The sequence below is a fragment of the Enterobacter cloacae complex sp. 402C9 genome, assembly GCF_050030745.1.
Taxonomy (GTDB): Bacteria; Pseudomonadota; Gammaproteobacteria; order Enterobacterales; family Enterobacteriaceae; genus Enterobacter; species Enterobacter intestinihominis.
Map to the genome: position 1 here is coordinate 1,001,102 of NZ_JBLGUW010000001.1, position 12,521 is coordinate 1,013,622.

Below are 12,521 nucleotides of genomic sequence, written 5' to 3' on the forward strand. Positions count from 1 at the left end.
CCCACCTCCGGGCTGTTTTGTGGTACAGTGTGGCTTCCACAGGCTTGTCATTCCGTACCGCTTTGCAGTAAAGTTAGCGCAACATCTTCTGCAATCATTTCTTTACAGCCTTCAGTTATCCGGCAGCAAGGGGAACACCTGGTTATGAACCCACCCATCTTTTTAGTTGGCCCTCGCGGCTGTGGGAAAACCACCGTTGGTCTGGAGCTGGCGCGTCTGTGCCAGAGTCAGTTTATCGATACTGACCACTGGCTCCAGGAGAATGCCGGTAAGACCATCGCCGATATCGTGGAGAATGAGGGGTGGGAGAGCTTTCGTGCGCGCGAAACGGCCACGCTGGAAGCGGTGACCGCGCCGTCAACCGTGATTGCGACCGGTGGAGGCATTATTCTGGCGCCGTATAACCGCCAGTTTATGCGCGAAAAGGGTGTCGTAATCTACCTCTGTGCACCGGTTTCTACGCTGGTGGGGCGGCTGGAGGCGTTTCCGGAAGAAGGGCAGCGCCCGGCGCTGACCGCGAAACCGCTGAGTGAAGAGGTCAGCGAGGTCCTCGCCGAACGCGATGCACTGTACCGCGAGGCGGCACACCACGTTGTGGATGCGTCAGCGTCACCCGAGAAAGTTGCGATTCAGATTATTACCGCCCTGCGTTTGGCTTGCGCCAGCTGACAGCCGTCTATACTCATAGCTCAGACATAAAAAAAGGATGAGCTATGCCAACCAGACCTCCCTATCCACGTGAAGCCCGCATCGTTACCGTTGAAAAAGGTAATAGCGATCGGACCGTAACCTGGTACCAGCTGCGTGCCGATCACCCTAAACCTGATTCGCTGATCAGCGAACATGAAACCGAACAGGAAGCGCTGGATGCGAAACGGCGCTATGAGGATCCCGAGAAGTCCTGACAAGAATCCGAATTCGTTACAACCGTGCCTGAATCACACTTTTAACTTATCGCTGATGTTAAGCAGCAGTTAATATTTAGTTATTACAGGTAGATTTGGAAAGGCCAGTCGATCTTTACATTACGGTGTAGAGATCCCCTGCTACGCTTGGTGCTGTTTTGTTGAATAAATGAACAGTGCAGCGTAGTGAGCCTGTACCTGTGTGGCAGTAGTGGTAGTAACGGAAGGCGATCAAAATGAAGGCGACGTTGGCGATCCTCACGATTGGTGTGGTCCCTGTAAGCGAAGTATTACCGCTCTTAACCGAGCATGTCTCTGAACAACAAATTACGCATCTCAGTCTGTTAGGGAAGCTGAGTCGGGAAGAGGTCATGGAAGACTACGCAGTCGGGGAGGGGGAAGATCCCCTGGCAACGTTACTCAGTGACGGTAAACTGGCGCACGTGTCACGCCAGAAAATTGAGCGCGCGCTACAGGGTGTGATCGAAGTGCTCGACAATCAGGACTATGACGTCATTTTGCTGATGAGCACAGCACCCGTTAAAGGACTCAGCGCGCGTAATGCCATTCTGCTCGAACCGATGCGGATTATCCCCCCGCTGGTGGCGTCAATTGTTGATGGTCATCAGGTGGGCGTTATCGTTCCCGTAGAAGAACTGCTGGATAACCAGACGGTGAAGTGGGCCGCGCTGGAGCACACCCCGCTGTACGCGCTGGCTAACCCGTTCTGGGACAGCGAAGCGAAGCTAATTGCGGCCGGGCAGGAGTTGATCGACAGAGGGGCGGATGTCCTGATGCTCGACTGCCTGGGCTTCCATCAACGGCATCGTGATTTACTGCAAAAGGCGCTGGATGTTCCGGTGCTGCTCTCTAACGTCCTGATGGCGCGTCTGGCGTCAGAATTGCTGGTGTAATGATTTTGCGTGACAGGTCATGAGCATGGCCCCTATAGTGGATTTTTCTCTATAAATATAAGGGCCAGTTCATGCTTCAAAGTAACGAATACTTTTCCGGTAAAGTGAAATCCATTGGTTTTACCAGCAGCAGCACTGGCCGCGCCAGTGTCGGCGTCATGGCGGAAGGGGAATACACCTTTGGCACCGCAGAAGCGGAAGAGATGACGGTGGTCAGCGGCGCTCTGAACGTCCTGCTGCCGGGTGAAACGGAGTGGAAAGTCTACAGTGCCGGGCAGGTCTTCAACGTGCCGGGCCACAGCGAGTTCCATTTGCAGGTTGCAGAGCCAACCTCTTATCTGTGCCGCTATCTGAAATAAAAGCATGCCGGGTGGCGCATTCGCTTACCCGGCCTACGTTTTGCCTGTCAGCGCTGCGCTTCGCCGCCGAGACCTTCCACCAGGTTCTGGATCAGCGCCGCCAGCTCGCCGGTCATCAGGATAAAGTCTGCGTCAAAGCGCTGAGCATAATCTTCGCGGTCGATATCTTCGTTCTGATCGCGCAGTTCATCGCAGAATTTAAGGCGCTTCACGGAGCCGTCATCACACATCACAAACTGAATGCGCTGCTGCCAGTCGAGTGCCAGTTTGGTCACCACTTTGCCCGCTTCAATGTGCACGGCGATCTCGTCGCTCACCAGATCCTGTTTCTTCGCGCGGATCACGCCGCCATCTTCCAGCAGCGCTTTCAGCTCTGCTTCATCAAGGATCTGGAAGCCCTGCGCGGCAGTCCCGCTGCGCACCCACTCAGTCAGGGTCAGCTCAATCGGCGTCTCCAGTGCCAGCGGTACCACCGGTAATGAGCCAAGGCTCTTACGCAGCAGCGCCAGCGTATCTTCCGCTTTTTTGGCGCTGGCGCAGTCGACCATGATCAGCCCGTTCACGGTGTCGATCCACATCATGGTCTGGCTAAAGCGGCTAAAGGCGCGCGGCAGCAGCGAGTGCAGCACTTCATCCTTCAGTGAATCTTTTTCGGTTTTTTTAAGCTTACGGCCCTGTTCAGCTTCCAGCTTGAAGATCTTCGCTTCGAGCGCCTGCTTCACCACAGGCGTCGGCAGGATCTTCTCTTCTTTGCGGGCGCAAACGATGATTTGCCCCGTGCTGCTGGCGTGGGTCAGCGCATCGCTTTGAGAACCCATTGGCGGAACCCAGCCGGTTTTTGCCATATCCTGGCTACCGCAAGGGGTAAAGGAGTAAGCGGCTAACTGTTTTTCCATCTCTTCTGCACGCAGCGAAACGTCGCGGCTGAGACGGTAAACCATCAAATTTTTGAACCACAGCATGATAATTTCCACGGCCTTGTCGTTAAATCAGCGGGCATGATAACGAATTGTCGCATCGCTTGCATTGCTAATCGGGAAGTGGGCTTCTACTCTGTTGATAATCAAAATAATGAGGAGTGTCTTGTGCGTATTGGGATTGATTTGGGCGGCACCAAAACAGAAGTTATTGCGTTGAGCGAGCAGGGGGAGCAACTGTTTCGCCACCGTCTGCCTACGCCGCGCGATGATTATCACCAGACCATAGAGACGATTGCCCGTCTGGTCGATATGGCAGAGCAGGCAACGGGCGAGACGGGCACGGTCGGGATGGGGATCCCCGGCTCCATTTCGCCGTATACCGGCGTGGTGAAAAATGCCAACTCCACCTGGCTCAACGGTCAGCCGTTTGATAAAGACTTAAGCCAGCGTCTGAACCGGGAAGTGCGTCTGGCAAATGACGCTAACTGCCTGGCGGTCTCTGAGGCCGTAGATGGCGCAGCGGCTGGCGCGCAGACCGTATTTGCGGTCATTATCGGTACCGGCTGCGGGGCGGGCGTGGCCTTCGGTGGGCGCTCGCATATTGGCGGCAACGGCACCGCGGGTGAGTGGGGGCACAACCCGTTACCGTGGATGGACGAAGATGAACTCAAATACCGTGCCGAGGTGCCGTGCTACTGTGGCAAGCAGGGCTGTATTGAGACCTTTATTTCCGGCACGGGGTTTGCCACCGATTATCATCGTCTGAGCGGCCAGCCGCTGAAAGGCAACGAGATTATGCGTCTGGTTGAGGAGCAGGATCCGGTGGCTGAACTGGCGCTCAGCCGCTACGAAATGCGGTTGGCTAAATCACTGGCGCATGTGATCAATATCCTCGATCCGGACGTGATTGTGCTGGGCGGCGGCATGAGCAACGTTGACCGGCTGTACGCGACGGTGCCAACGCTGGTGAAACAGTGGGTATTTGGGGGCGAATGCGAAACGCCGATCCGCAAAGCCGTCCATGGAGATTCCAGCGGTGTGCGCGGCGCGGCGTGGCTCTGGCCGGAATAAACGCAAAACGGCAACTTGCGTTGCCGTTTTTGATGTTTGTACCCTCTCCCACAGAGAGAGGGCCAGGGTGAGGGCAACATCCCCCATTTACTGCACCGCAAACTCCCTGTCCAGCCTGCTATACCCCAGCCCGTTGATCTTCTTCACCTTGATCTGCACCGGAATACGTTCTTTCATTGCCTCTACGTGGCTGATCACGCCGATGGTTTTCCCGGTGGCGTTCAGCGCGTCGAGCGCATCCAGCGCGGTGTCCAGCGTTTCGCTGTCGAGCGTGCCGAACCCTTCATCCAGGAAAAGCGAGTCAATGCGCGTTTTGTGACTGACCAGATCGGAAAGCGCTAAAGCCAGCGCCAGACTGACGAGGAAACTTTCCCCGCCGGACAGGGTACGGGTATCGCGTACCGCATCGGCCTGCCAGGTATCAACCACCTCCAGCTCCAGCGCGTCGCTGGCTTTACGCTGAAGCAGATAGCGGCCATGCAGACGGTTGAGCTGCTGGTTGGCAAGCCACACCAGATTATCCAGCGTCAGCCCCTGGGCGAATTTACGGAATTTATCGCCGGTGCTGGAGCCTATCAGCGCATTGAGATAGCCCCAGTCGTCAGCCTGACGCGCCGCCTCCTCAATCTGCTGCATAAGCGCCTGCTGGTGCAGACGGTTATCACCGTCCTGCTTGAGCTGCTGGCGGATCTCCCCCTGATGCGTGGTGTTTTCACGAAGCAGTTGCGCCAGCTGGTGTAACTGCGCCTGAAGGGTTGCGGCGTCGGTTTCCAGCCCCTCGGGGCGCTGTGCCTGGTGCGCCTGAAGCTGCTGGTTTGCCTGTACGGAGAGCGCCGTGGCCTGCTGGAGCTGGTTCTCCAGCGTCTGCTTTTGTTGTTCAAGCTGGCGGATCGACGCTTCATCCAGCAGGGCGGAGAGAAATGCCTCCTGACTGGCAAAGCAGCTCGCGGTCAGCGCGGCGCTGAACTGAGCTTGCGACTGCTGAAGCCGTTCACGCTCAAGCGTCTCCTGCTGCTGTAGGGTGGCGAGCTGGCTTTGTAGCGACACGCATTCGTCATGGATGCCGCGCCAGTTCTCAGGGATAACCGCGTCGGCTTCTGCGTCATCAGAATCCGGCAGCGTCTCCAGGATGGGCATCAGGACGTTAATACGTTCCTGAATCGTACCGTGCTGGGCCTGTTTTTCCTGCCAGCGGGTATATTCAGCTTCGCGTGCGCTCAGCCAGGCGCTTTCGGCCCCTTCATCGGGCACGCTAAGCGACAGCGACTCTAGCGAGGCCGCCAGCGCCTGACGCGTCGCCGTCAGCTGCTGCTGGTACTGGCGCGCCTGATCTTCCTGTTCATTGAGCTGGTTTTGCAGCGTCAGACGCTGGCTAAGCTGATACAGCTGGCGTTCATACTGCTCCTGTTCGCTCATCCAGGGGGCAATATCATCCTGAATATTCAGCGCTATGTTCAGGGAGGTGCAGACCTCCAGCCACTCTTTAGTGAGTGCTTGCTCTTCCTGAGAGAGGGCCTGTACTTCCTCTGTCTCGCGCTGGATCTGTTGGGTGAGCGCATTCACCTGCCCGAGCACCAGCAATCCTTCCTCTTTTAGCGCGGCAACCTCTTTCTCCAGCGCGTCGCGGCGGCGCTGATTGTCGGTCAGTTCAAGCGCCTGATACTGCACAACTGCCGGATGTTCGCTTGAACCGCAGAGCGGGCAAGGTTTACCCGCTTCGAGCTGTGCACGATAGTTCTCAAGATCCTTGATTGTTGCCTCACGCTCACAGAGCGCTTTCAGGTCGGCATAGTGCTGATTTTTCTCTTTGAACTGCTGACGCCGCAGGATCAGCGTTTCATTGAGCTTAGCCTGCTCAGCCTGCGCTTTCTGCACGCTTTCCGCATTCTGACGCAGCCGTTTTTGCAGCGGCTGATAGCGAGCGTGAAGCGCAGTCAGGCGCTGGCGGAGCGCCCGCGATTGTGCCTGTTGCTCCATTGCCGTCGCGAGATCCTCAGCCGTCAGCGTCAGCGTACTCTCCGGCATCTCAGCCAGTTTCTGACGAAGCTCAGCCATACGCGCTGACTGGGCCACAAGCTGATTTTTATCGCGACTCAGTTGCGTAAAATGCGCCCGCCAGCCGGCAATTTCCTGCCCCCACTGACGGAAACGATCGTGTTCGGTTAGCCACTGCGTCAGTACCGTGTGTTCTGTCCGCAACTGTTCACGGTTGTGCAGCGCACCGTTGCGAATACGCGAGCGCTGCGCCGCTCTGTCGAGTAAGCGAGTATTTACTTCAACAATTCGCGCTGTTGTCTGCGCCAGGCGGGTGGTCTGCTCCTGCTGATACTCCCACAGCGGACGTAGCTGGGCGGCGGGCTGTGCCAGCTGGAGCTTCGCCAGTTGCGGCGCGGCGTCCGTCAGAGCCTGTTGCGCCTGCTGCTGCGAAGCGGCTGCGCGTTGCTGCTCACGTATCAGCTCGTCGTTACGCGTAAGCCACTGAAAATCTTTCTGTTGGCTCTGCTGCTGTGCCAGCAGGATTTTTTCTTCGTCAGTAAGTGCCTGCAAACTTTGCTGCAAGTGCTGCTGCTGTTCCTCGCTCAGCAGCACAACGCCTGCGGCCTGCGCTTCGCACATCTCCAGCGCGTTGCGTGCCGCTTTGTGTTTTTCAAAAACCATGGCGGAAATGTGGCCGTAAATTTCCGTGCCGGTCAGTTCCTCCAGCAGCTCTGCCCGATCGCTCGGTTTAGCGTTCAGGAAGGCGGCAAACTGCCCCTGAGAGAGCAACATCGAGCGGGTAAAGCGACCATAGTCCAGCCCGGTGAGTGCGGCGGTTTGTTCCAGCTTATCCGTGACTTTATCGGCCAGAATTTTCCCGTCTTCGCAGCGGGCCAGCTCAACGCGCGGTGCCTGTAAGTTCCCGTCTGGCTGGTTGCGGGCGCGGTTCTGGCTCCAGAAAGCGCGATAAGCAACGCCTTTGACCTCAAATTCCACTTCAGCCAGGCATTCGGCGGTATCGCGCGTCATCAAGTCGTTTTGTGCCTGAGAGACCTTATTAAGACGCGGTGTTTCGTGGTAAAGCGCCAGGCAGATGGCATCCAGCAGCGTGGTTTTACCCGCGCCGGTTGCGCCGGTGATGGCAAATAGCCCATTGCTGGCGAAAGGCTCCGCGGTGAAATCGATTTTCCACTCACCCTTTAGCGAATTCAGATTTTTCAGACGCAGGCTCAGAATTTTCATGCGTTTTCGTCCTCGTCATTGAGGGAATGCAGGGTATGGGCAAACAGCTCGTTAAGCCTGGTGCGCCTGGCCTCGTCCACTTCTTCATGCGCAAGCCGCCGCGCGAACACCTCTTCAACCCGAAGTTCGCTAAGCGTTTCACGCTGGGCGTTCAGCAGAATTTTCTCGCGCTGCTCGCGGCTGCGACGTACCAGCAGCACCTCTACGGGAAGGTCTTCCGTCAGCGTCTGAATTTTACGCTGCATATCGTACAGGTAGTCATCGGTGGCGATTTCGATATCGAGCCAGACGGGGGGATTAAGCGCTGCGCCGCGCCACTGCTCAAGCTGAGCGGTAATGGCGGCCAGATCGCCTTTCAGCACTGCCAGCGGCTGGGTGACCGGCACCTCAAGCGTCTCAACGGCGCTAAGTTTGCCTTCGGTGAAGCTCACCAGATGCACGGATTTGGCTTTGCCCGTTTCGTCAAAACTGAGGGAAATGGGCGAGCCGCAGTAGCGAATATGCTCGCATCCCCCGACGATCTGGGCCCGGTGAATATGCCCGAGGGCAATGTAGTCGGCGGGGGGAAAGTTTTGCGCTGGAAACGCGTCCAGCGTACCGATATAAATCTCGCGCACCGCGTCACTCTTACTGGCCCCGACGGTGGTGAGGTGCCCGGTGGCAACGATCGGAATGGCCTGTTCGCCGCGCAGGGCGCAGGCTTCCGTATGCTGCTGGTGATAATAGCGGGTGATGGCCTGCAACAGATGCTGCTGTTTTTCGCTCCCGGACAGGCCTGCCTGGCTTTGCACGATATCGCGCGGGCGTAAAAACGGAATTGGGCATAGCACCGCGCCCGGCGTGCCATCACGTTTTTTCAGGATCTGCGGCGCGTGTCCGGCGCTGGCCACCACGGTGGTATTGAGGAACGCCAGAATATCGCGGGATTCATTCAGCGTCGCCACCGAGTCATGGTTTCCGGCGACAATCACCAGGTGACAACCGGTTTGCTGGAGGTTGACCACAAAACGGTTGTACAGCTCACGCGCATAGCTCGGCGGCGATCCGGTATCAAAAATGTCGCCCGCCACAATAATTGCGTCCACCTCGTGAGCCTGAGCCGTCTCCAGCAGCCAGTTCAGGAACGCTTCATGTTCCGCGGCGCGGCTTTTGCTGTAAAAATTTTGACCCAGGTGCCAGTCTGAGGTGTGAAGTATGCGCATAAGAGATCCGTGGCAATAATAAGAAAGCAGGATTATAAACGTTCGGGGTACGGAAAATAACCGCTGTAATAAAACAACAGTTTGCTATTTATCGTGGTAATGTTTTTCATAAATCTGTCATAAATCTGACGCATAATGACGCCGCATTACAGACTTGTAACTTAAATACGATAAGACAGGGCAAAGTATGGCGAGACGTATTCTGGTCGTAGAAGATGAAGCTCCGATCCGTGAAATGGTGTGCTTCGTGCTTGAACAAAATGGCTTCCAGCCGGTTGAAGCGGAAGATTATGACAGCGCGGTGAACCAGCTGAATGAACCCTGGCCCGATCTGATCCTGCTGGACTGGATGCTGCCTGGCGGTTCCGGATTGCAGTTTATCAAGCATATCAAACGCGAGGCGATGACCCGCGATATCCCGGTTGTGATGCTGACGGCGCGCGGTGAGGAAGAGGATCGCGTGCGCGGTCTGGAAACCGGCGCGGACGATTACATCACCAAACCGTTCTCCCCGAAAGAGCTGGTGGCGCGTATCAAAGCCGTGATGCGCCGTATTTCACCGATGGCGGTGGAAGAGGTGATTGAGATGCAGGGCCTGAGCCTGGATCCTACCTCACACCGGGTCATGACCGGTGAAAATCCCCTCGATATGGGCCCCACCGAATTTAAACTCCTGCACTTCTTTATGACCCACCCGGAGCGCGTTTACAGCCGCGAACAGTTGCTGAATAACGTCTGGGGAACTAACGTCTATGTCGAAGACCGAACGGTTGACGTCCATATTCGCCGCCTGCGTAAAGCACTGGAACTGAGCGGCCACGATCGCATGGTACAGACGGTCCGCGGCACGGGTTATCGCTTCTCGACCCGTTTCTGAACAATGACAGGAGTGTGACGCGTGCTGGAACGTCTGTCATGGAAAAGGCTCGTCTTTGAACTGATCTTATGCTGTATTCCGGCCCTCATTCTGGGGGCTATTTTTGGCTATCTGCCGTGGTTTTTACTGGTGGCCGTGACGGGGTTGCTCGTCTGGCATTTCTGGAATTTACTGCGTCTTTCCTGGTGGCTGTGGGTCGACAGAAGTATGACACCCCCGCCGGGAAGCGGGAGCTGGGAACCGCTACTCTACGGCCTGCACCAGATGCAGATGCGTAATAAAAAGCGCCGTCGTGAGCTGGGAAGCCTGATAAAACGCTTTCGCAGCGGCGCGGAGTCGCTGCCGGACGCAGTGATCCTGACGACGGAAGAAGGGACCATCTTCTGGTGCAATGGCCTCGCACAGCAGCTGTTGGGCCTGCGCTGGCCGGATGATAACGGTCAGAACATCCTCAACCTTCTGCGCTATCCCGAGTTCACGCTGTATCTGAAAACGCGTGATTTTAGTCGTCCGCACAATCTGAAGCTCAATAACGGTCGCCATCTTGAAATTCGCGTGATGCCCTACAGCGATCGGCAGTGGCTGATGGTGGCGCGGGATGTCACCCAGATGCATCAGCTTGAGGGCGCGAGACGTAACTTCTTTGCCAACGTCAGCCACGAGCTGCGTACGCCGTTGACGGTGCTTCAGGGCTATCTGGAGATGATGCAGGAGCAAACGCTTGAGGGGGCGCCGCGTGAGAAAGCGCTGCATACCATGCGGGAACAGACGTTCCGCATGGAAGGGCTGGTCAAACAGCTACTAACGCTTTCAAAAATTGAGGCTGCCCCGTCGCTGGCGCTAAACGACATCATTGATGTGCCGATGATGTTGCGGGTGGTGGAGCGCGAAGCCCAAACGCTGAGCCATAATCAACACACCCTGAGTTTTGATGTTGATAACACGCTGAAAGTGCTCGGCAGTGAAGATGAGCTGCGAAGCGCTATCTCAAACCTGGTCTATAACGCCGTGAATCATACCCCGACAGGGACGCATATCGCGGTGCGGTGGCAGCATACTCCGGCAGGGGCTGAGTTTAGCGTCGAGGACAACGGGCCGGGGATTGGGCCTGAACACCTCCCGCGTCTCACCGAACGGTTCTACCGGGTGGATAAGGCGCGCTCGCGGCAGACCGGCGGGAGCGGACTGGGGCTGGCAATTGTGAAGCATGCCGTCAGCCACCACGAAAGCCGGCTCAATATCGAAAGCACCCTGGGTAAGGGCACGCGCTTTAGCTTCGTGATTCCGGAACGATTAATTGCCAAAAAAAGTGCCTGACAGCGTGTGTGTCAGGCTACCTTTCCACGGGCCAGCGATTGCTGGCCCGTTTGCTTTGCAGTCAAGCGAAACGCGAGTGAATATTATACGGCTGGTGCTTTTTTGTTCGCATGATTAGCCATGAGTTTTTCTTATACATGGCATATTATTTTGGTCTAAATTTTCATGCTGGCATATTGTTCTGGTTTTACGATCCCTTCTTGCCTTTAAACGTTATAAGCGTTTAAATTGCCCCCCATATACTGTCAGACCGACTGTATTTGCGTGGTAAATCGAAAAACTATTCTTCGCCACGCCTGGACGGGAGCATATCCCGCTGAAATTGAGCAAATTTTCCGCTGTATCGTCCCGTCAGGGATGGCGAAAATCTCAACGTATTCAACACCACATCCACAGGCAGTAAGGTTTTATGACCCATCACTTGAAATCGCGTGACATTATCGCGCTGGGCTTTATGACATTTGCGCTGTTCGTTGGCGCAGGTAACATCATTTTTCCTCCAATGGTTGGCTTACAGGCGGGTGAACACGTCTGGACGGCTGCGTTTGGCTTCCTGCTTACTGCCGTGGGCCTGCCGGTACTGACCGTTATCGCGCTGGCGAAAGTCGGTGGCGGTGTGGACAGCCTCAGCACCCCGATTGGCAAAGTGGCTGGCGTTCTGCTGGCAACCGTCTGCTATCTGGCCGTTGGCCCGCTGTTCGCGACCCCGCGTACGGCGACCGTCTCCTTTGAAGTGGGTATTGCCCCGCTGACCGGTGACGGCGCGATGCCGCTGTTTATTTACAGCCTCATTTACTTCGCCATCGTGATTCTGGTTTCTCTCTATCCGGGCAAACTGCTGGATACTGTGGGTAACTTCCTGGCACCGCTGAAAATTGTGGCGCTGATTGTGCTGGCGGTTGCGGCCATCGTCTGGCCTGCGGGGCCCATCAGCTCCGCGATGGACGCCTACCAGAACGCGGCGTTCTCAAACGGTTTCGTGAACGGCTATCTGACGATGGATACGCTTGGCGCGATGGTGTTTGGTATCGTTATCGTTAACGCCGCGCGTTCCCGCGGGGTGACCGAAGCGCGTCTGCTGACTCGCTACACCATCTGGGCTGGCCTGATGGCCGGTGTCGGCCTGACGCTGCTGTATCTGGCGCTGTTCCGCCTGGGTTCAGATAGCGCAACGCTGGTCGATCAGAGCGCAAACGGCGCGGCGATCCTGCATGCTTACGTGCAGCACACCTTTGGTGGTGCAGGCAGCATGCTGCTGGCGGCGCTGATTTTCCTGGCCTGTCTGGTGACGGCGGTGGGTCTGACCTGCGCCTGCGCGGAGTTCTTCGCTCAGTATCTGCCGCTTTCTTACCGCACGCTGGTGTTTATCCTCGGCATCTTCTCCATGGCGGTGTCAAACCTCGGTCTGAGCCACCTGATTCAGGTCTCAATTCCGGTGCTGACGGCGATCTATCCGCCATGTATCGTGCTGGTAGTGCTGAGCTTCACCCGTCCGTGGTGGCATAACTCCACGCGAATTATTGCGCCAGCCATGTTTATCAGCCTGATTTTTGGTATCCTTGACGGGATCAAAGCATCAGCATTTGCAGAAATCCTGCCAGCCTGGACACAGCGTCTGCCGCTGTCCGAGCAGGGCCTGGCCTGGCTGATGCCTTCCGTTGTAGCGCTGGTTCTGGCGATTATCTGGGACCGTGCGGCAGGGCGTCAGGTGACATCCAACGCCCATTAATCAACGGC

Annotated in this window: 11 protein-coding genes; 8 read left to right on the forward strand and 3 right to left on the reverse strand. The window is 56.6% G+C overall.

The annotated features are described in order from the left end of the window. Positions 1–144 precede the first annotated feature (144 nt). From aroL to ppnP, 4 genes are all read left to right on the forward strand, one after another. On the forward strand, positions 145–669 hold the full coding sequence (aroL, locus tag ACQG1K_RS04760) for a shikimate kinase AroL (protein WP_023299428.1): 525 nt from the start codon (positions 145–147) through the stop codon (positions 667–669). 44 nt (positions 670–713) lie between these two features. Beyond that, positions 714–905: a protein YaiA gene (gene yaiA / locus ACQG1K_RS04765; protein WP_023299429.1), complete on the forward strand. Its 192-nt coding sequence runs from the start codon at positions 714–716 to the stop codon at positions 903–905. 236 nt (positions 906–1,141) lie between these two features. Next, positions 1,142–1,819: an AroM family protein gene (locus ACQG1K_RS04770; protein WP_003859133.1), complete on the forward strand. Its 678-nt coding sequence runs from the start codon at positions 1,142–1,144 to the stop codon at positions 1,817–1,819. Between the two features lie 71 nt (positions 1,820–1,890). Beyond that, complete coding sequence (gene ppnP, locus ACQG1K_RS04775; RefSeq protein WP_003859131.1) at positions 1,891–2,178, forward strand: pyrimidine/purine nucleoside phosphorylase; 288 nt, start codon at positions 1,891–1,893, stop codon at positions 2,176–2,178. Positions 2,179–2,225: 47 nt separating this feature from the next. On the opposite strand, the gene rdgC is transcribed toward ppnP, so the two are convergent. Beyond that, positions 2,226–3,140 (reverse strand): recombination-associated protein RdgC, encoded by a 915-nt coding sequence (rdgC, locus tag ACQG1K_RS04780; protein ID WP_006809928.1) that lies wholly within the window; start codon positions 3,138–3,140, stop codon positions 2,226–2,228. A 123-nt stretch (positions 3,141–3,263) separates the two neighbouring features. On the opposite strand from rdgC, the gene mak reads away from it, so the two are divergent. Next, a complete protein-coding gene (mak, locus tag ACQG1K_RS04785) occupies positions 3,264–4,169 on the forward strand; it encodes a fructokinase (RefSeq protein WP_003859127.1) in 906 nt (301 codons plus the stop codon). 87 nt (positions 4,170–4,256) lie between these two features. On the opposite strand, the gene sbcC is transcribed toward mak, so the two are convergent. Next, positions 4,257–7,388 (reverse strand): exonuclease subunit SbcC, encoded by a 3,132-nt coding sequence (gene sbcC / locus ACQG1K_RS04790; RefSeq protein WP_367076044.1) that lies wholly within the window; start codon positions 7,386–7,388, stop codon positions 4,257–4,259. Continuing rightward, complete coding sequence (gene sbcD, locus ACQG1K_RS04795; protein ID WP_108367240.1) at positions 7,385–8,590, reverse strand: exonuclease subunit SbcD; 1,206 nt, start codon at positions 8,588–8,590, stop codon at positions 7,385–7,387. The genes sbcC and sbcD overlap by 4 nt, the downstream gene beginning before the upstream one ends. A 187-nt stretch (positions 8,591–8,777) precedes the next feature. Here sbcD and phoB point away from each other — a divergent pair, with 187 nt between their 5' ends. From phoB to brnQ, 3 genes are all read left to right on the forward strand, one after another. Further along, the gene (gene phoB / locus ACQG1K_RS04800; protein WP_003859122.1) at positions 8,778–9,467 is read left to right on the forward strand and encodes a phosphate response regulator transcription factor PhoB; all 690 of its coding nucleotides are present in this window, start codon (positions 8,778–8,780) and stop codon (positions 9,465–9,467) included. A 21-nt stretch (positions 9,468–9,488) separates the two neighbouring features. Further along, the gene (phoR, locus tag ACQG1K_RS04805) at positions 9,489–10,784 is read left to right on the forward strand and encodes a phosphate regulon sensor histidine kinase PhoR (RefSeq protein ID WP_023299433.1); all 1,296 of its coding nucleotides are present in this window, start codon (positions 9,489–9,491) and stop codon (positions 10,782–10,784) included. 409 nt (positions 10,785–11,193) lie between these two features. Further along, a complete protein-coding gene (gene brnQ, locus ACQG1K_RS04810) occupies positions 11,194–12,513 on the forward strand; it encodes a branched-chain amino acid transporter carrier protein BrnQ (RefSeq protein ID WP_003859118.1) in 1,320 nt (439 codons plus the stop codon). Positions 12,514–12,521 lie beyond the last annotated feature (8 nt).

Excerpts from the sequence above, each read along its gene's own strand:
- yaiA (WP_023299429.1), top strand. The coding sequence starts at position 714 with ATGCCAACCAGACCTCCCTATCCACGTGAAGCCCGCATCGTTACCGTT.
- ppnP (WP_003859131.1), top strand. The coding sequence starts at position 1,891 with ATGCTTCAAAGTAACGAATACTTTTCCGGTAAAGTGAAATCCATTGGT.
- rdgC (WP_006809928.1), bottom strand. The coding sequence starts at position 3,140 with ATGCTGTGGTTCAAAAATTTGATGGTTTACCGTCTCAGCCGCGACGTT.
- sbcC (WP_367076044.1), bottom strand. The coding sequence starts at position 7,388 with ATGAAAATTCTGAGCCTGCGTCTGAAAAATCTGAATTCGCTAAAGGGT.
- phoB (WP_003859122.1), top strand. The coding sequence starts at position 8,778 with ATGGCGAGACGTATTCTGGTCGTAGAAGATGAAGCTCCGATCCGTGAA.
- brnQ (WP_003859118.1), top strand. The coding sequence starts at position 11,194 with ATGACCCATCACTTGAAATCGCGTGACATTATCGCGCTGGGCTTTATG.
- ACQG1K_RS04770 (WP_003859133.1), top strand. The coding sequence starts at position 1,142 with ATGAAGGCGACGTTGGCGATCCTCACGATTGGTGTGGTCCCTGTAAGC.
- sbcD (WP_108367240.1), bottom strand. The coding sequence starts at position 8,590 with ATGCGCATACTTCACACCTCAGACTGGCACCTGGGTCAAAATTTTTAC.
- aroL (WP_023299428.1), top strand. The coding sequence starts at position 145 with ATGAACCCACCCATCTTTTTAGTTGGCCCTCGCGGCTGTGGGAAAACC.